Here is a 19,021-nt window from a genome sequence, read left to right on the forward strand (position 1 = left end):
TTTTGTGCTTTCTAGACATAATCTGTCGGTAAAAAATAAAAGTATATGTTTCATAGAATACTATACTTTTTTGCTTACATATTAATTGAAATATATAAAGTGAAACTTTAATCAGTGGGGATTTTCTTCATCCTCCACTGATTATTAGCCCTCACCAATCGGACTTTAATGGGCAGCCCGACCCCCACCTAAATTCTTTGCTTTCGCTGAATTTTGAGGTAGGGGGTCTTACTGCCCATTAAAGCGGGATAAAATAAAAAAAGACCTGCTTAGCAGATCTTTTCCCTTTATAAAACAAAAAAGGAGCATGAAAGCTCCTTTTTCTTTTATCGTCTACGACGATTACGTAAAAATGCTGGAATATCGATATCATCTGAATCTGAATGACGCTCATGTACAACCGGCTCTTCACGCTTCATTTCACGTTTTACTTCACGTTGTTTTGGAGGCTGAGCTACTGGCTGTTGCTGTTGTTGCGTGTAATTCGCATTCGGACGAATAATTGGTTTCGGTGGTTGAGTTGCAATTGTATCATCAAAACCAGTTGCAATTACAGTTACAACGATATCATCTTTTAGTCCTTCATTAATAACCGAACCGAAGATCATATTTACTTCTGGATCTGAAGCTGAAGCTACAATGTCTGCCGCTTCTTGTACTTCATATAAGCTTAAGTTAGCTCCACCCGTAATGTTCATGATAACACCTTGAGCTCCATCAATAGATGTTTCTAATAATGGACTAGAAATCGCTTTTTTCGCAGCTTCAGCAGCACGATTTTCTCCATTACCAGAACCAATACCCATTAAAGCAGAACCTCTATTAGACATAATTGTCTTTACGTCTGCGAAGTCTAAGTTAATTAAACCTGGTGTTGCAATTAAATCAGAAATACCTTGTACACCTTGACGTAATACGTTATCTGCTTCACGGAATGCTTCTAACATCGGCGTGTTTTTATCAACAATCTCTAATAAGCGATCGTTTGGAATTACAATAAGCGTATCTACATTTTCTTTAAATGCAGCAATACCAGATGCCGCTTGTGTTGCACGCTTACGTCCTTCAAATGTAAATGGACGTGTTACAACACCAACTGTTAATGCACCTAATTCTTTTGCAACTTGAGCAACAACTGGAGCTGCACCAGTTCCAGTTCCGCCGCCCATACCAGCAGTTACGAATACCATATCAGCACCACGAAGTGCTTCTTGGATCTGTTCTTTACTTTCTTCTGCAGCTTTTTTCCCTACTTCAGGGTTTGCACCTGCACCAAGTCCACGTGTTAATTTTCCACCAATTTGCATTTTTGTTTCAGCTTTTGATAGATTTAATGCTTGTGCATCAGTATTCACAGCGATAAAGTCTACACCTTGTACACCGTGTTCAATCATACGGTTTACAGCATTGTTTCCGCCACCGCCGACACCGATAACTTTTATATTCGCTAATTGATCTTGAGTAGTATCAAACTCTAACATGTCGAAATCCCCCTAGAACCTCATTTTTCGTGTCCAATTTTAATCCCATAAATAACGGAATACACGTTTTACTTTTGACATCATACGGTCATCATTTTGATTATTATTGTTTTGATTACGAGTTTTTTGTTTTGCAGGTTGCTGTTGTACCGGCGTTGGTGCTGGTGCTGGTACTGGTTCAAAATGCTCTTGCTTCTCCTGCACATTTTTCCCACGTAATTTAGCTTTTTGATAAGAATGTTTAATTAATCCCACTCCACTTGTATATTGGGGCTCACGCACACCAATATAATCAGGAGTTGCTATACGAACATTTTCATGTAAAATATCATATGCAAGATCAAGAACACCTGGCATAGAAGCAATTCCACCTGTTAGTACATAACCAGAAGCTACTTGTTTTACTCCTAACTTACGTACTTCATCTTGAACAAACATTAAAATTTCTTCTACACGAGCCTCTATTATATCCGATAATTCCAATTGAGAATATTGTTCTGTTTGATCGCTTCCCATAATAGGAACCGTAAACATCTCTTCTTCAGATGCTGTATCATAAAAAGCATGTCCATATTTTAACTTAATTTGATCTGCATTTTCTGTTGAAGTTTTCAACCCAATCGCAATATCCTTCGTTATATGGTCTCCACCTAATGGCAATACGCTCGTCGCCTGTAACTCTCCATCTTTAAAAATAGATAAAGTTGTAGATCCTCCCCCCATATCAACAAGGGCTACTCCTCTATTTTTTTCATCTGAAGATATAGCAACTGTTGCAGCCGCTAAAGGTTGAAGACAAATATCAACAATTTCAAGACCTGCTTTTTCTACACAACGAAGTAGGTTATGTAGTAAAGTTCTCGACCCTGTTATAAGTGTACCTTCCATTTCTAATCTTACACCGATCATCCCACGTGGATCGTTAATCTCGTCAAGACCGTCTACAATGAACTGTCGAGGTACCACATCAATAAACTCACGTTCTGGAGCAATTGACACAACTTGTGCTGCATCTAGAACGCGTAAGACATCTTCATTCCCGATTTCACGATCTTCATTTGAAACAGCGACTACTCCGTGACAAGGAAGTAGCTGTACCTGGTTTGCATTGACACCTACTACAACTTGCTCAATGTGGATTCCCACCATGCGCTCAGCTTGTTCAATTGCTTTTTTAATTGATCGAACAGTCTCGTCTATATCAACTATCGATCCCTTCTTTAAACCATTTGATTTTACATTTCCAACACCAATAATGTTTAAGCTGTCATTAACCATTTCACCAATGATGACTTTAACATTGGATGTACCGATGTCAAGACTAACATATATTTCATTGCTGTTCATTCTTTGGCACCTCCTTCTTTATTTATACCATACAACTCAATATATGGAACAACAATCGCAACTTTACTATTTATAAGAAAAATATTCAACGTCTTTATACGTTTCCCTTTTTTAACCCTATATTTTTCTTATTTTTATTTAACATTCATTTAAGAATATCGCAGTAAACTGTGAATAACTGCTTATCTTGAAATAATTCTATTTCAAGTGTAAAGATTACCGCCAAGTATAAGTCTACACTAAGATGTACTCATAGAAAAGTGAAACTTGTCCCAATCCTAGTATGAATCTAAGAATTTTTACATATTTTTCATCAAATGAACCATTCTTGTAAATCCCTATGCATCAAGCAGAACATTCGTTTCGTTTTTTCTACGATAACGTAGTGAAAACTATCATTCTATTCTTTTTTTTCTTCCGCTCCTAATTCTTTCGTATACGCCCCTACTTCTAAGTCAATTAATACCTTTTTACCCGGCTCAATTGTTTTTAAGATAAGTGGATAAGCTTCCATACGTTTTGCGAAATTTTGAATCGTAGTGCTCACTTCATACCCTTCATTCATATATAAAGTAAGGTGGTCTTCATTGGCATTCGTCGGTGAATAACGAATTTCAGAAATAGACCTTAAAATAGTTGGTGTTAATTTTTCAAGCTCAGCAATTAACTCCTTCATTTTCTCCTCTTTAAAAGGTTCAAAAATCGGCGCTGCAACAGGCAGTTTTCCGTTCGGGAGTACATCAAGTGTTTTCCCATTCTCTAATAACGGTTGTAATTTCCCATCTTTGTTTATATAACCAATCGTTAAATATTCTTCAATATGAACATCGATTTTATTTGGAAAACGTTTCTTTACATTTACTGCTTTAATTTCTTTTCGCTTCGTTAAGTTTTCTTCTGCTTTATGTGCTGTCACTCGGAAATAACTTGTATCATATGTCACACCTGATTCCTTCATCACTTGTTCATCTGTCATATAATGATTTCCAAACACACTTATCTTTTTTATATTGCTAAGCGGAGACCGAAAATAAATTAAAAAGAGCACTAATAAAAATAAAATTGATATGTATAAAATCAACCGATGATTAACATTTTTCTTGTTTTTTTTCTGTTGATTTTTTAACTTTGGTACACGATCCTGTAGTTTAATCACTTTACTATTTTTCATGTACGATCCCCCTACGTAACATAAAGAACGGCATGTTCCTCATGCCGTTCTTATCTTCTTATTATAACATAAATGATAATGAGCGGAACGAATAACCGTTATCTTCCAATGATTTCTACTTCTGTATGCATTTCTACGCTAAATTTATCCTTGATTGTTTGCTTTACTAATGCAATTAAAGATAATACATCTTGCGCACTGGCTCCACCAGTATTGATAATAAAATTCCCATGCATTTCAGAAATTTGAGCTCCACCTATTTGATAACCACGAAGCCCCGCTTTTTCTATTAAATCTCCTGCAAAGTATGGAATTGGATTCCGAAACACACTTCCTGCACAAGGATGATTCCATGGCTGCGTTTCACGGCGATAATCTTTATTCTTTTGCATGACACTTACAATTCCCTCACGCTCTCCTATCTGTAATTGAAACTCAGCTTCCAAAACAATACCAGGACGTTTCCTTTGCAATACAGATGTACGATAGGAAAATTCCATTTCTTCATGCGTTAACCAGTCAATTGTTCCATCTTCAAACAAAATAAGAGCTTTTGATAATATGTTTGATATATCCGATTTATGTGCTCCTGCATTCATGTATACTGCACCACCAACACTTCCTGGAATACCACTTGCAAACTCCAGACCGGCTAACCCTTGACGACTAAGTAAAGTTGATAATTTAATAAGGGGATACCCACCACCAACTCTTACTCTATGTTTTTCGACTTCTAAGTGATCTAATCCTTCTCCTAAACGAATAACGACACCTTCTATACCTAAATCAGATACAAGAAGGTTCGAACCACGCCCAATTACATTCCACTTTGTTTTATATTTTTTTACTAACTGCAACGTTTTTTCAATACCGGCAACATGCTTTGGCACAATTAAAATATCAGCTGGCCCACCTATTTTCATAGTCGTATAACGCGCTAACGGTTCATCTACTAACACGCGGCCAACATTGGCTTCTATAAGCTCATTTACTAATTGCTCCATAAACAATCTCCCCCATACTAAGTATCCTTATTACAGTAGTATGCAGGGCGTTTACCTAACGTTATTTTTTTACAAGCTTATTCATTACTTCATATAGCTTATTTGCTGCATCTGGAATACCTAATTGCCCGGCAGCCAACTTCATATTTTGTAATGTTTGTGCATCTAATAAAATCTCATCAATATCACGAATAAGCGTTTCAGCTGTTAAATCTTTTTCAAGCAACATTTTTGCTGCTCCTTTATCGACAACAGAACGTGCATTTTTTTCCTGATGGTTGTTTGTTACGTAAGGACTCGGAATTAACACACTTGGCTTACCTAACGCTGTTAATTCTGCAAGTGTTGTTGCCCCAGCTCTTGAAACAACAAGATCTACACCTGTAAGGACCTCTGGCATATTATGAATGAAAGGTTTAATAATAACATTACTCGGATTTCCTTTTTGCTTCACTGCTTCCATCACTTTGTCGTAATGAACTTCACCTGTTACATACAATATTTCATAACTTTTATTTCCAAACTGTTCAATTGCCTCTACGAAAGCATCGTTAATCGGTCTAGCTCCACGGCTTCCACCAAAAATAAGCACAGATTTTTTAGGAAGAGATAAACCTACTGAACGTTTTCCTTTCATTCCATTTTGATCCATTACTTCTGACGCTCGTGGATTTCCTGTCATGACTACTTTTGACTGTGGAAAATGTTCTGCAGCCGCTTCAAAACAAACCGCAACTTTATCAACATAGCGGCTTAAAAATTTATTCGTTACACCAGGTACACTATTTTGTTCATGTACAATAGTTGGAATACCTAATTTTGCCGCAGCATATACAACAGGTCCACATACATATCCACCCGTTCCAATTACAATATCTGGATTAAAACGACGAATATATCGCTTACTATCTTGTACACCTTTTAGGAAACGCATCACCGTTTTCACGTTATCTAGCGATATTTTACGCTTAAATCCACTTATAACAATAGATTGAAACGGTATACCTGCTTTTGGCACGATTGTACTCTCTAATCCATTCTCCGTACCAATATATAAAAACCTTGCTTCCGGATTTAATTTTTTTATTTCTCTTATTAAAGCAAGAGCCGGATAAATATGACCTCCAGTGCCCCCACCACTTACTAATACACGCACTACTAACTCCTCCGCTTCTCTTTTTCTTATTTCAGTCGTATTTATTTCTATATACATATTGTTTCTTCGCACACATATGAAAAACCCTGTCTTATAAAACAGGGTTTAGTAGCGAGAATGGCGACTTATATTTAATAATACACCTACTGCCATTAACATTAATGTCAAACTTGATCCACCATAACTTAAAAACGGTAAAGTAATACCCGTAACAGGCATCAACCCTGTTACAACACCAACATTAATCATTACTTGAATCGCAATCATCGCCACAATACCTACTGCTAAAAACGTACCATATAAATCTGGCGCTCCTAAAGCTATACGAATCCCACGCCATAATAATAGACTAAATAATAATAACACAAATGAACCACCAATAAAACCTAATTCCTCGGATAAGATTGCAAATATAAAGTCTGTTTGCGGTTCAGGTAAATAAAGAAACTTTTGTCTACTTTGTCCAAGTCCAAGCCCGAATAATCCACCCGGTCCAATTGCGAGTAACGATTGAATAATTTGAAATCCACTTCCAAGCGGATCTGACCACGGGTCTAAATATGATGTTATACGTTTCATTCGATACGGTGCTGATGCAATTAGCCCTACAAATCCTGCTACACCAAGCAAACCAAACATCGCAAAGTGAAAGACCCTTGCTCCCGAGATAAATATCATAATGATACATGTCCCAACCATTACCGTTCCTGTACCAAGATCTGGCTGTAACATAATCATTCCGAAAGCAAGAAATACAAAACTTAGAGCTGGTAGTAAACCACGTTTAAAAGAGGTAATTAATTTTTGTCGTTCCGCTAAAAATTTCGCTAAAAAAATAATCATCGCAAACTTCATAAATTCAGACGGTTGAATGGAAAATGCTCCAATTCCAATCCAACTTCGCGCTCCTCCTCGAACAAGTCCTACACCAGGAATAAGAACGAGAATAAGAAGAATGAAGCAAACTAGCAAAATTACTTTTGAGTACGTACGCCACACCCAATAATCAATTTTCATAATTAAAAACATAGCCACTACACCAAGACCTGCAAATAATAATTGTCTTTTTGCAAAAAAGAATGAGTCCCCCATTTTATAAGAGGCCCAAACCGCACTCGCACTATACACCATAACCATTCCAATTGTTAACAACGCAAGTGTAACGATGATGAGAATAAAATCAGGCGTTTTCTTCATTCCCCATAAACACCACCTCTTTAGGCAGAAACTTTTGCCCTATGTAACAAAACATCAGTAGGTGTTAGCCTACTGATGTTTTGATTTACTTTATATAAGTTTATGCACAGCTTGTATAAAAATGTCTCCTCTTTCTTCAAATGTTTTAAATTGATCCCAGCTTGCACATGCTGGAGAAAGAAGAATTACATCGCCATCTGTAGAATGAGCATAAGCTTTCACTACCGCTTCATCTAAAGTATCGACACTTTCAATTGTATCTAATCCCGCTTTTTCTGCAGCTCTTACTAATTTTGGAGCTGTTTGTCCAAATGTTACAATCGCTTTAACATTTTTGAAATATGGAATTAAATCATCGAATTCATTTCCACGATCGAGCCCACCCGCTAATAACACAGTCGGTTGTGTAAACGCAGATAAAGCTTTCTCTGTCGCTAACATATTCGTTGCTTTTGAGTCATTATAAAACTTACGGTTATTAATAGTTGTTACATATTCTAAACGATGTTTTACACCTGTAAAACGTTTTAGCACCGCCGTAATCGCTTCATTAGAAACACCCAATAATTTTGCGATACTCATCGCCGCTAAAATATTCTCTAAATTATGTTGACCAGGTAAAACGATATCACCTACTTCAACAACTTTTTCACCTTTAAAATAAAGAGCATTATCTTTTATATACGCGCCATCTTCAATTTCTTTCGTTGTTGAAAATAGTATTTTTTGTCCTTTACTATAAGCAGATAAAGCCATAACATCTGCATCATCTGCATTTATTACACTATAATCATTTTCTGTTTGGTTCTTAAAAATATTTGCTTTTGCTAAACCATATTCTTTCTTCGTCCCATGATAATCTAAGTGGGCCTCAAATAAATTTAAAAACGCAGCAATTTTAGGTTGGAACAATTCTACTCCCATCAGTTGGAATGATGAAAGTTCTGTAACTACAACTTCATTTTCTTTTGCATCCTGTGCTACTTCACACGCTACAGTTCCAATGTTCCCTGCAATTATAGGATGCTTTTGTCCTTCTTTTAGCATTTCAAATGTAAGCATTGTCGTCGTCGTTTTACCGTTAGATCCCGTAATCCCAACAAAAGGCGCTTCTGAAATACGATATGCTAATTCAACTTCCGTAACAATCGGAATTTGCTTTTCTTTCGCAGCAACTAATATTGGATTAGAATACGGGATTCCTGGATTTTTTACTACAAGAGAAATATTTCTCTCTAACAATTCTAAAGGATGACCACCACATACAACGTCCATTCCTTTTGCTTGTAATTCTGCAGCAAGTACATTATCTGCTAAAGGCTTTCCGTCATTTACAATAACATTCGCCCCTAATTTTTGTAATAATGTAGCTGCTGCATAACCACTTTTTGCAATGCCTAATACAAGAATATTTTTATTTTGAAATTCAGTTACAGTTTTCAATTACATCCACACCCCGATATAAATTCCTAACACAGCTAATAAAAATCCTACAGACCAAAACGTCACAACAACACGCCACTCTGACCAACCACATAATTCATAATGATGGTGTAGTGGACTCATTTTAAAGACACGTTTTCCTGTTGTTTTAAATGAAATAACCTGAATAATAACAGATAAAGTTTCCATTACGAATACTCCACCAATGATTACAAGTAGCAATTCTTGTTTTAATAAAATTGCTACAGCTGCAATGGCTCCACCTAAAGCTAAAGAACCTGTATCTCCCATAAACACTTTCGCTGGATTCGCATTGAATACTAAAAATCCAAGTACAGCTCCTACAACCGCCATACAGAATATCGCTACTCCAAATTGCTCTTGCGCTACAGCAATAATACTAAACGCTCCAAATGCAATAGCAGCTGTTCCTGATAATAAACCATCTAAACCGTCAGTTAAATTAACTGCATTTGATCCACCAATAAGCATAAATAGTACAAGTACAAAATACGCCCAGCCTAATTCAAACTTAACATCCGTTCCCGGAATCATGATGTATGTGTGGAACGCTTGCCCTTTTCCAATTAAAAAGAACGCAATAGCAATAACAAGCTGACCTACTAATTTTTGTTTTGATGTTAAACCAAGATTTCTCTTCTTAACTACCTTTATGTAGTCATCTAAAAATCCAATCAATCCGTAACCAAACGTCACTAATAGTAATAATGAAACCTCTGCACCTAAATGATTAAACTTAATCGCCATAATAAGTGAAGTGACCATCATAGATACGTATATGACGATACCACCCATTGTCGGTGTCCCTGATTTTTTTTGATGCGACTTTGGTCCCTCATCACGAATACTCTGTCCGAACTTTAATTTTCTTAAAAATGGAATAAACAATGGCGAAAGGGCAACAGAAATTAAGAATGCTACCCCAGCCGTTACTAATAAACCTTGCTCAAGCACATGTAGTCCTCCTCTCACGTTGTTACTCTTCGTTGTTTAAACGCTCTGTAATTGCTTCTTTAGCGACTTCACGATCGTCAAAATGATGAACGTCTTTACCAATAATTTGATATGTTTCATGACCCTTACCAGCAATAATGATGATATCTTCAGCTTTCGCATTAGCAATTGCATGGTATATCGCTTCTTTTCTATCAATAATTACTTCATAATTATTTCCATTTGCACCCTGTACCATATCATCTAAAATTGCCCCTGGCTCTTCACTTCTTGGATTATCTGAAGTGTAAATTGCGTGAGTTGCATATTTTGTTGCAACACTTGCCATGATCGGTCTCTTCGTTCGATCTCTATCGCCGCCACAACCGACGATACAATATACGTCGCCTTTTGCAAATTGCTTTGCTGTTTTCAATACATTCTCTAAACTATCTGGTGTATGAGCATAATCAACAATAACTGTATAATTCTGTCCACCATCAACCACTTCAAAACGTCCTGGAACTCCAGCTAGTTTCTTTATTACATCAAGGATTGTTTCTAAACTTACACCAGAAACAAGTCCTGCCGCTGTTGCCGCTAGTACGTTATATACATTAAATTTCCCAATCAATTTCATCGTAACATTTACACTTTCATACGGCGTTACAAGCGTAAATGTAGTTCCACCACTCGTCATAACGATATCTTTGGCCATAATATCACTTGTTGTATCAATTCCATACGTTACAACAGTTGCTGCAGTACTTCTCATATATTCCTCTGTTACAGCATCGTCGTTATTCAGTACCGCATATTTTTCACGATTATGATTATAACTATTTCCCAGTTGTGCAAATAGCAACCCTTTTGCATGTTTATATTCTTCCATCGTTTTATGATAGTCTAAATGATCTTGTGTTAAATTTGTAAACACTGCTACATCGTAATCACATCCGTGTACACGACCAAGATCTAAAGCATGTGACGAAACTTCCATTACTGTGCTATCCACACCGTGTTCAACCATTTTTGAAAATGTCTGTTGAAGTGTTAGTGCATCTGGCGTTGTATTTTTCACCTCAAATGTTTCATCACCGATTTTCATATTAATCGTTCCAATTAGCCCTGTTTTATGACCATGTGCGCGCATAATTTCATCCATAATATGCGATGTTGTTGTCTTTCCATTTGTACCTGTAATCCCGATTAAATGTAACTTGTGTGTTGGTTGACCATAAAAATAATCAGCTAAAACCGCTAACGAACGAAAAGTGTTTTTCACAAGTACAACTGGAACGTCAACATCAATTGGTCTTTCCGCAACAATAGCAGCCGCTCCTTGTGCCGCTGCTTGCTTAGCAAAATCATGGCTATCAACCGTATATCCTTTCATACATACAAATAAGCTTCCCTCTTTCACTTTACGTGAATCAGCTTCTATAGATGTGATTTCTGGATTTTCTTTTGGAACAACTGGAAAATCATGCAAACATGATACAAGTGTATGCAACTTCATTTCACTAAACCCTCTCTACATTGTGTATTTATCTCTTTTTTAATAAGCAACACGCTACCTCCTAATTAAGTAAAACAGGAGGTACGTGCTACTATCGTCTAATAAATAGACCTATTTATAAATGAGACTCTTACGGCCTCAAATTAAGTAACTCTTCTTTAGAGAACTCACTTCCACCAATTGTACCATAAAACGTACTAGGTTACCTTTAATTCCCGAAGTAAATTCTAATTTTTGAGCCTTCTTTCACTTTAGCTCCTGCTTCTGGGGACTGTTTAATGACTTTCTCTCCGTCTCCGCTTATATCAAGCTTCAAATCGACGAGTTGCGTCTGTAAGTCTTTCTTTTTCATACCAATTAAATTTGGAACTTCCACAGTTGGTATATCGCCCCATTTATATTCTCTTTCAACTTGTTTTGTTCTCGGTTTCACTCCCATAACAGGAAGTGCATCCCGAAGAATATTTCCAACAATTGGAGCTGCCACTACTCCACCAAATTGCGTTACACCTTTCGGATTATCAACAGCAACATAAACAACAATTTCCGGATCATCTGCTGGAGCAAAACCGATAAAAGATACAATATAATTATTCTCTAAATATTTACCATCTTTCACTTTTTGAGCCGTACCTGTTTTTCCACCTACACGATACCCATCAATGAAAGCACCTTTACCAGATCCTTTTGCTACAACATTCTCTAATGCATACCGAACTTTTTCTGAAGTTTCCTTGGAAATAACTTTCCTTTTTGCTACAGGTGTCTTTTTGCTTACAACTTGATTGTTTTTCGGATCAATAAATTCTTTAGCTATATACGGTTGATACAAAGTTCCACCATTTACAGCCGCTGCTACTGCCGCTACTTGTTGAATTGGCGTAACAGAAACACCTTGACCGAATGAAGTTGTTGCTTGCTCGACTGGACCGACTTTATCTAAATTAAATAAAATCCCACTACCTTCACCTTGCAGATCAATTCCGGTCTTCTGTCCAAAGCCGAAATTACGAATGTATTTAAACAATCGGTCTTTACCAAGACGATCACCCAGCTCGATAAATCCTGGGTTACAAGAGTTTTGAACTACTTCTAAAAACGTTTGGCTACCATGGCCTCCTGCTTTCCAGCATTTCAATCTTGCTCCGCCAACTTCAGCTGCTCCATCATCATAAAACGTATCTTTCTCTAAGTCTACTAAATTTTCATTCAAAGCTGCGGCTAACGTAATGATTTTAAATGTTGAACCCGGCTCATACGTACTCCATACTGGTAAATTTCTATTATACACTTCTGGAGAAACACTTTGAAAATCTGCCGGATCAAAACTCGGTCGACTCGACATACCTAAAATTTCACCATTTTTCGGATTCATCGCAATCGCAATCATACCATCTGGATTATATGTCGACTCTGCGATATTCATTTCTCTTTCCATAATTCTATTAATACGTGCATCAATTGTTAAGCCTAAATTCAAACCAGCTTCTGGTTTTTTGAAATCATCGCCAACATTAGGCATCCTTTGCCCTTTTGCATCTGCAAAAAAACGCACATGACCTTCATCACCATTTAGCTCTTTATCATAATATTTTTCTAGTCCCATAAGACCTTGGTTATCACTACCAGCAAACCCTAATACGTGTGATAAAAAGTTACCAAATGGATAGTACCGGATAGAGTCCTCTGCGATATAAACACCTTTCAAACTTAATCCTCGTACCTCTTTCGCTTTATCATGTGATATTTTCCTTCCGCCTTTATCTAACCTTACAATCGATTCTTTTTTTGTAATTCTCTTATAAATCTCATCTTTTTCCACACCTAATACTGCAGCTAACTTCTCTGCAGTCTCTGCTGGTTTTTCAATTTGCCTCGGTACAACAAAGACAGTTGGAGCACTTTTATTCGTGGCAAGTTCCACACCATTTCGGTCTAAAATCTTCCCACGTTCAGGTTCAAAAGTAATATTACGACTCCATGAATCTTTCGCACGATCCGTTAACATATTCCCAAGAAAAAATTGCACATATCCAAGACGAATATCAATGATAGTGAAAATAAGTATACCTGATATAAGTATAAAAATAAGTCGTTTTCTAACTGTTACATTTGATACACGCATTTTGGAACAAGCCTCCCTTACGTCTAGCTTGTTCCAATATATGCTTGTACTTATTTAATTAGAACTTCTTCTCTTTTACCATTACGGCTTTTCTGCTTCTTGTTGTGGTTCAAGTGGCGGTACAAGTGTTACACCTAACTCTGTACCCGGTTGTAACAATGTTCCTTCTGGCACACTTTGTTCGGTTACATATCCTGTACCAGTAGGTTTTAGGTTAAGCTTTAATGTTTTTGCTAAATTCATAACATCACGAAGTGCCCAGCCTTGTATATTTGGCATTGTAGGTTTATCTCCCACTAAGAAGACTCGGTCACCCTTCAATGTTTGTTCAGTCGCTTTCGGTACTTGTTGCTGTACTTTCCCTTCACCTAATACGATCGGACGAAGTTTTGCTTTATCAATAGTTTTTTTCGCTTCTTCCATCGTTTTTCCGGTTACATCTGGAACAGCAGTTTGCTGCTCTTTCACATATTTCTTCGGATCTTTCACTTCATTAGGCTTAATCTTTAAATACTCTAAACTATTCTTCGTTACATATTTAAAAATATCAGCTAAAGGTTGCGCGCCGCTCTCATCATCTTTCAATTTTGGCTGTTTAACAGCTAGATACACAACAAGTTGCGGATCGTCCATAGGTGCCATACCTAAGAACGAGAATATATAATTCTCTCTTCCCGTCATATAGCCACCTTTTCCATCCGGAATTTGCGCTGTTCCTGTTTTACCACCAACTGAATATCCATCGACTTTATAAGCAGTTCCTGTTCCTTTTGGTGATGTAACAACGCGTTCTAATAACTGTCTTACTTGCGCTGCTGTTTCTTTTGTAACAGGTTTTCCCACTTCTTCTGGCTTATGTTCTAATTTTACTTCCCCTGTTATTGGATCTACAATTTTGTCAATTGTATAAGGTTTCATCATTTTTCCATCATTTGCAATCGCCGTTGCAGCTTGCACAAGCTGAATTGGTGTTACAGTAGAACCTTGTCCAAAAGCTGTTGTTACTTGCTGTATTTGCTGATCGAATACAATTGTATTTGAACCTTCACCAGGTAAATCAATGTTCGTTTTTTCATCTAATCCAAAACTATGAATATATTTTCGGAAACGTTCTGGGCCAAGTTTTTGATCCCCTAAAATTGCAAACGCTACGTTGGAAGAACGCTCTACCCCTTCATCAAATGTGATAGATCCCCATCCAGCGCCTCCATTATGATCTTTTATTTTTCGGTTTCCGACTTGATAAGTACCAGACTGATAATAATCTTGTCCCTTATACACACCTTCATTAATAGCTGCTGCTAGCGTGAATATTTTCATTGTTGATCCAGGTTCAAATGCATTTGCAATTGCGTCATTATAAAAATACTTATTATTCTCTTGGTTCGGATCATAACTAGGCTTACTAGACATCCCTAATATTTTCCCTGTTTTTGGATCCGCAACAATTGCTATTAAACTTTCTGGTTCATAATGTTTACTCGCTTCTTTCATTGCGTCTTCTAAATAACTTTGAATACGCTGGTCAAGCGTTACATATACATTATCTCCATTTTTAGGTGCCTCTACATTCACTTTCCCACCATCAAGAGACACACCTTTACGATCACCTGTATAAGCTACTTTTCCGTTAGAGGCTCCTAAATACTTATCTAAACTCTTTTCTAAACCAAATTGCCCTTTAGCAATCCCCTTATCATCAGGTCTCGCATGACCTACGACATAAGATGCGAAATCACCGTTTGGATATACCCTTGCATTTTCAGTAATAAAAGATATACCTGGCAATTTTAATGCTTCTATTTGATCTTTCTGTTCTTTTGTCAAGCCCCTACCTAATTTCCCGAATTCTACTTGACTTCTGCCTTCTTTATTTAACGTAGCTAAAATCTTCTCTTCATCTGTTCCGAGCACTCCCGCAATTTTCTTTGCAGTATCCTCTTTATCATCAACCTGATTCGCGCCTTTTAATTCCGCTACAAGTTTATAAGAGTTTGCGTCTTGCGCTAACACATGACCATTTTGGTCATAAATCGTCCCACGATTTGCTTCCAGAACTCCTGTTTTACTATGTTTTTGCTTAGCAAGTTCATCCAAGTCTTGATTATGGACTGATCCTGTTGCTTGTATGTAAAAAAATCGGGCTAATAACAGCAAAAAGAGCAGGAGGAATAAAATCATAAAATACCCTGCTCCCTTATTGGTATGAAATTTAGTCATAGTTCTCTTCATTTTCCCTTCACACCTATTGCCTTATTTGAGGCCTTTCACATTATTCGCATTAATTTCTAGCCCGTGTTTTTTTGCAACTTCAGAGATGCGTTCATAACGACTTAACTTCTCTACTTCAGCCTTTAATTCTTGATTTTCTTTTTGCTGCTGTACAATTTTTTGTTCTATCGTCGCAGCTTCTACATTAACTTGATAAAGGCCTGCTTTATTTCCAATAAACGCTACACAGGCATACAATAAAAAGCCAATAAACGCTACATACAACAGTTTTTCGATTCTTGTAATCTTCGCTTTAGCTTTTGGCTGAACCATCTGCTGTGGGGGCGTTTGAATCTGAACCTCTTCTTGTGCTTGTTGTTTGTACTTTACAGCTAAGTTACTCATACCTCTCTCCCCTTTTTATCGTTTTTCAGCGATTCTCAATTTCGCAGAACGCGCTCGATTATTTTCTTCTAACTCTATATCAGAAGGTAAAATCGGTTTTCTCGTAATAAGCTTTAATTTCGGCTTAAATTCGTCAGGAATAATTGGTAATCCTGGCGGCAATTGTGGCGTTGTACTATTTCGCTTAAACGTCGTTTTACAAATACGGTCTTCTAAAGAATGGAATGTTATAACACTAACTCTCCCGCCTGGCTTGACCATCTCAATTGCAGATTCCAACGCTTCTTCAAATACTTTCAATTCATCATTTACCGCAATACGAATTGCTTGGAATACTCGCTTCGCAGGATGTCCACCCGTTCTACGAGCAGGAGCTGGAATCCCCTCTTTAATTAGTTCTACTAATTCTCCTGTCGTTTCAATAGCTTTATTCTCACGATATGCTTCGATTTTCCTTGCTATTTGTTTTGAAAATTTCTCTTCACCATACTGGAAGAAAATTCTTACAAGTTGTTCATATGACCAGCTATTTACAACATCATATGCTGTTAATGGGGCATCTTGATCCATTCGCATATCTAACGGTGCATCATGATGATAACTAAAGCCACGCTCTGGTGTATCTAATTGCGGGGATGAAACACCTAAATCAAATAGAATACCGTCTACTTCTGTTATACCTAATTCCTGTAGTTTTTCAGATAAATATCGGAAATTACTCTTTACTGTTATGAACTGCTCACCGTATGAAGAGAATTTTTCTTTCGCATTTTGAATTGCTATCTCATCTTGATCAAACGCGATTAATCTTCCGCCTTCAGTTAATTGGGATAATAAATAAGAACTATGTCCTCCCCCCCCCAGTGTACAATCTACATATGTACCATCTGGCTTTATATCTAAGCCGTCTACTGTTTCCTTCAAAAGCACTGTTACGTGTTTAAACATTGTTGCACCTACTCTTTTTCCAATTAATTATGTTGAATGTATCTCTCCTTCTAAACGCATGTTTCACGATTAGAAAACGAAATACTATGAAAGAACGACTCATTTAACTTGCCTACAACGGCAGCATACTATACAAATCGCTATTTTCTTTTATTATATACTAAATTTTATCATCTTTTGCGGGAATTTAAATAAAAAACTGTCGAAAAAGATAATAATACGTTTACATTTTGTGCTATTTTGTCATATATTTAAGTATCCTGCATAATTGCGATATTCACTGTTTTCAAATTGATAATTCAGAAAAATTTCACTTCACAGTAAATTCAACGAGATAAAAATAAAATCCTGCTCCTAAGAGCAAGATTCTATAGTTTTATAACATGATGTTTTCCGTTCCAAGAAAACGGTTTTTCCATTACACGATCAACGAAATCTAAACCGTACTGATTTAAATAGTAACATATATTCCACACACGCTCTTGCGGCGCTCCTGATGGACGGAGTGCAAATTGTATACGACGGAATTTGTTTAGTTGCACTTCATGTTTTTTCTCAACATTTCTTTTCAACATTCTTTCCAACAGTTCAATTTGTTCATTAATTTTGAATTCATTTTTCCCTGCAAACGCACTTAACCCTGGATCTATTTTCTTCACAAACTGTTGTAATGACGTATGAATATTAATTATTTCTTTTTTCGCCTCTACAAATCGGTCATCTATCGGTTCCTCTATTTGATTAGATAACCAATCATCACGCAACTTATCTACGTTATTTAAAAACGGATCACTCTCTTGCAATTGTAAATCATGCAAATCTGTCGCTATATCCCTCTCTATATAAGTAATTGTAATACGCGGAACGACAGGCGGCATTCGGAAACCGATAGTATGGAAGACTTGTTGTAATTCACTCCAGTAAGCTAATTCTCCTGGACCTCCAATAAACGCCAACGTAGGAAATACATACTCTTGCATAAGAGGACGCGTTACAACATTATTACTAAAGCGCTCCGGGCTTCTTTCCATCTCTTCAATCAATTCCTCATATGAAAAGGAATACGCTCCATCCTTCCCAACAAACCTTCCTTGATCGTCTTCAAGCAACACTCGCTCATTATCAATTTCCATGAATATATGTATTGCATTAGACTTTGTTTCAATAATTGGTTTATATCCTAATTTTTTAATTACTTCCTGTTGGTTATGAAGTCCCTCTTGTACGTCTTTATACTTACCTACAATTTGTTTAAAAAACGGCACTTCTAATTTTCTTAATTCAGGATGATGCGAATCGACAAGAATTAAACCAGAATTCACGAACATTTTCATAATAAGATGACCAAAGAAATCTACATACGTATTCGATTTCCCCAAAGAATCATCAATAAATCGAAGTACGTCCTTTGTGAAATTCGTTTCAGGGTATGTTTTGAAAATTTCTTCAATCCACTTTCTACAGTCTTCCAAAGAAAGCTCAGACTCTGAAGCACTCGCCTTTTTCGGATTACGATCATGAAAAATAGTCTTTTTTATTTTTTTATTCTTTGTTACGAAAGTATGATTAATTTCATCCATATCATGATCTTCACCAGCAATCCAGAAAACAGGAACAACTTTCACACCTAAACTTTCTTCCTTTTCCTTCGCAAGCTGTAAAACTGAAATGATTTTATGAATCGTATAAAGTGGTCCTGTTAATAACCCAGCTTGTTGTCCAGCTATTACAACATATGTATTTTCATCTCCAAGCTCTTTTACATTTTGAATTGTAGCTTCTCCCGCTTGTAATTTCGTATTATATTCTAATAAATGCGTTACTAAATCTTGGCGGAAAAACTCCCTCTCACGCAAATCTTGTACACGCTGTTTAAAAGCATCTTCTGTTAACATATAATCAAAACACGACTGTATCTCTTTTTTACCGTTCATATAGTCCGCTACAACACCTTGTTGCGGAACAGAGATTTCTTTTATCTCCATATAATTCTTCCTTTCGTATCCTGTTCTCTCACCAATCCACATTGTAGTCAATGTTTCACGTAAAAGCAAAGAATT

Annotated in this window: 14 protein-coding genes; all 14 read right to left on the reverse strand. The window is 36.7% G+C overall.

The genetic code is table 11. The features are described from left to right. Positions 1–326: 326 nt before the first annotated feature. Complete coding sequence (gene ftsZ, locus AAG068_RS19590) at positions 327–1,481, reverse strand: cell division protein FtsZ (protein WP_098667524.1); 1,155 nt, start codon at positions 1,479–1,481, stop codon at positions 327–329. A 39-nt stretch (positions 1,482–1,520) separates the two neighbouring features. Then, positions 1,521–2,828 carry a cell division protein FtsA gene (gene ftsA / locus AAG068_RS19595; RefSeq protein WP_001087553.1) on the reverse strand — a complete coding sequence of 436 codons (1,308 nt, stop codon included), beginning with the start codon at positions 2,826–2,828 and terminating at the stop codon, positions 1,521–1,523. 400 nt (positions 2,829–3,228) lie between these two features. Continuing rightward, positions 3,229–3,999 (reverse strand): cell division protein DivIB, encoded by a 771-nt coding sequence (gene divIB, locus AAG068_RS19600; RefSeq protein ID WP_000798232.1) that lies wholly within the window; start codon positions 3,997–3,999, stop codon positions 3,229–3,231. Positions 4,000–4,097: 98 nt separating this feature from the next. Next, on the reverse strand, positions 4,098–5,003 hold the full coding sequence (gene murB / locus AAG068_RS19605) for a UDP-N-acetylmuramate dehydrogenase (protein ID WP_342715538.1): 906 nt from the start codon (positions 5,001–5,003) through the stop codon (positions 4,098–4,100). 61 nt (positions 5,004–5,064) lie between these two features. After that, a complete protein-coding gene (gene murG, locus AAG068_RS19610; protein ID WP_342715539.1) occupies positions 5,065–6,159 on the reverse strand; it encodes an undecaprenyldiphospho-muramoylpentapeptide beta-N-acetylglucosaminyltransferase in 1,095 nt (364 codons plus the stop codon). A 105-nt stretch (positions 6,160–6,264) separates the two neighbouring features. Further along, a complete protein-coding gene (gene spoVE, locus AAG068_RS19615) occupies positions 6,265–7,356 on the reverse strand; it encodes a stage V sporulation protein E (protein ID WP_078419030.1) in 1,092 nt (363 codons plus the stop codon). A 90-nt stretch (positions 7,357–7,446) separates the two neighbouring features. Next, complete coding sequence (murD, locus tag AAG068_RS19620; protein ID WP_342715540.1) at positions 7,447–8,799, reverse strand: UDP-N-acetylmuramoyl-L-alanine--D-glutamate ligase; 1,353 nt, start codon at positions 8,797–8,799, stop codon at positions 7,447–7,449. Continuing rightward, entirely contained in the window at positions 8,800–9,774 is a 975-nt protein-coding gene (gene mraY / locus AAG068_RS19625) for a phospho-N-acetylmuramoyl-pentapeptide-transferase (protein WP_000893058.1), read from the reverse strand. A 22-nt stretch (positions 9,775–9,796) separates the two neighbouring features. After that, entirely contained in the window at positions 9,797–11,272 is a 1,476-nt protein-coding gene (murE, locus tag AAG068_RS19630; protein ID WP_342715541.1) for a UDP-N-acetylmuramoyl-L-alanyl-D-glutamate--2,6-diaminopimelate ligase, read from the reverse strand. A 208-nt stretch (positions 11,273–11,480) separates the two neighbouring features. Further along, complete coding sequence (locus tag AAG068_RS19635; protein ID WP_342715542.1) at positions 11,481–13,397, reverse strand: stage V sporulation protein D; 1,917 nt, start codon at positions 13,395–13,397, stop codon at positions 11,481–11,483. Positions 13,398–13,478: 81 nt separating this feature from the next. Beyond that, on the reverse strand, positions 13,479–15,578 hold the full coding sequence (locus AAG068_RS19640) for a penicillin-binding protein (protein ID WP_342719789.1): 2,100 nt from the start codon (positions 15,576–15,578) through the stop codon (positions 13,479–13,481). A gap of 72 nt (positions 15,579–15,650) precedes the next feature. Next, positions 15,651–16,013 carry a cell division protein FtsL gene (gene ftsL / locus AAG068_RS19645; protein WP_342715543.1) on the reverse strand — a complete coding sequence of 121 codons (363 nt, stop codon included), beginning with the start codon at positions 16,011–16,013 and terminating at the stop codon, positions 15,651–15,653. A 15-nt stretch (positions 16,014–16,028) separates the two neighbouring features. Next, entirely contained in the window at positions 16,029–16,961 is a 933-nt protein-coding gene (gene rsmH, locus AAG068_RS19650; protein ID WP_166701987.1) for a 16S rRNA (cytosine(1402)-N(4))-methyltransferase RsmH, read from the reverse strand. 368 nt (positions 16,962–17,329) lie between these two features. Beyond that, positions 17,330–18,946, reverse strand: coding sequence for a bacillithiol biosynthesis cysteine-adding enzyme BshC (gene bshC, locus AAG068_RS19655; RefSeq protein WP_342715544.1), 1,617 nt, complete (start codon positions 18,944–18,946; stop codon positions 17,330–17,332). Positions 18,947–19,021 lie beyond the last annotated feature (75 nt).

It is taken from the genome of Bacillus paramycoides (genome assembly GCF_038971285.1).
Taxonomy (GTDB): domain Bacteria; phylum Bacillota; class Bacilli; order Bacillales; family Bacillaceae_G; genus Bacillus_A.

Excerpts from the sequence above, each read along its gene's own strand:
- ftsZ (WP_098667524.1), bottom strand. The coding sequence starts at position 1,481 with ATGTTAGAGTTTGATACTACTCAAGATCAATTAGCGAATATAAAAGTT.
- ftsA (WP_001087553.1), bottom strand. The coding sequence starts at position 2,828 with ATGAACAGCAATGAAATATATGTTAGTCTTGACATCGGTACATCCAAT.
- divIB (WP_000798232.1), bottom strand. The coding sequence starts at position 3,999 with ATGAAAAATAGTAAAGTGATTAAACTACAGGATCGTGTACCAAAGTTA.
- murB (WP_342715538.1), bottom strand. The coding sequence starts at position 5,003 with ATGGAGCAATTAGTAAATGAGCTTATAGAAGCCAATGTTGGCCGCGTG.
- spoVE (WP_078419030.1), bottom strand. The coding sequence starts at position 7,356 with ATGAAGAAAACGCCTGATTTTATTCTCATCATCGTTACACTTGCGTTG.
- murE (WP_342715541.1), bottom strand. The coding sequence starts at position 11,272 with ATGAAGTTGCATACACTTGTATCATGTTTGCATGATTTTCCAGTTGTT.
- AAG068_RS19635 (WP_342715542.1), bottom strand. The coding sequence starts at position 13,397 with ATGCGTGTATCAAATGTAACAGTTAGAAAACGACTTATTTTTATACTT.
- AAG068_RS19640 (WP_342719789.1), bottom strand. The coding sequence starts at position 15,578 with ATGATTTTATTCCTCCTGCTCTTTTTGCTGTTATTAGCCCGATTTTTT.
- ftsL (WP_342715543.1), bottom strand. The coding sequence starts at position 16,013 with ATGAGTAACTTAGCTGTAAAGTACAAACAACAAGCACAAGAAGAGGTT.
- rsmH (WP_166701987.1), bottom strand. The coding sequence starts at position 16,961 with ATGTTTAAACACGTAACAGTGCTTTTGAAGGAAACAGTAGACGGCTTA.
- bshC (WP_342715544.1), bottom strand. The coding sequence starts at position 18,946 with ATGGAGATAAAAGAAATCTCTGTTCCGCAACAAGGTGTTGTAGCGGAC.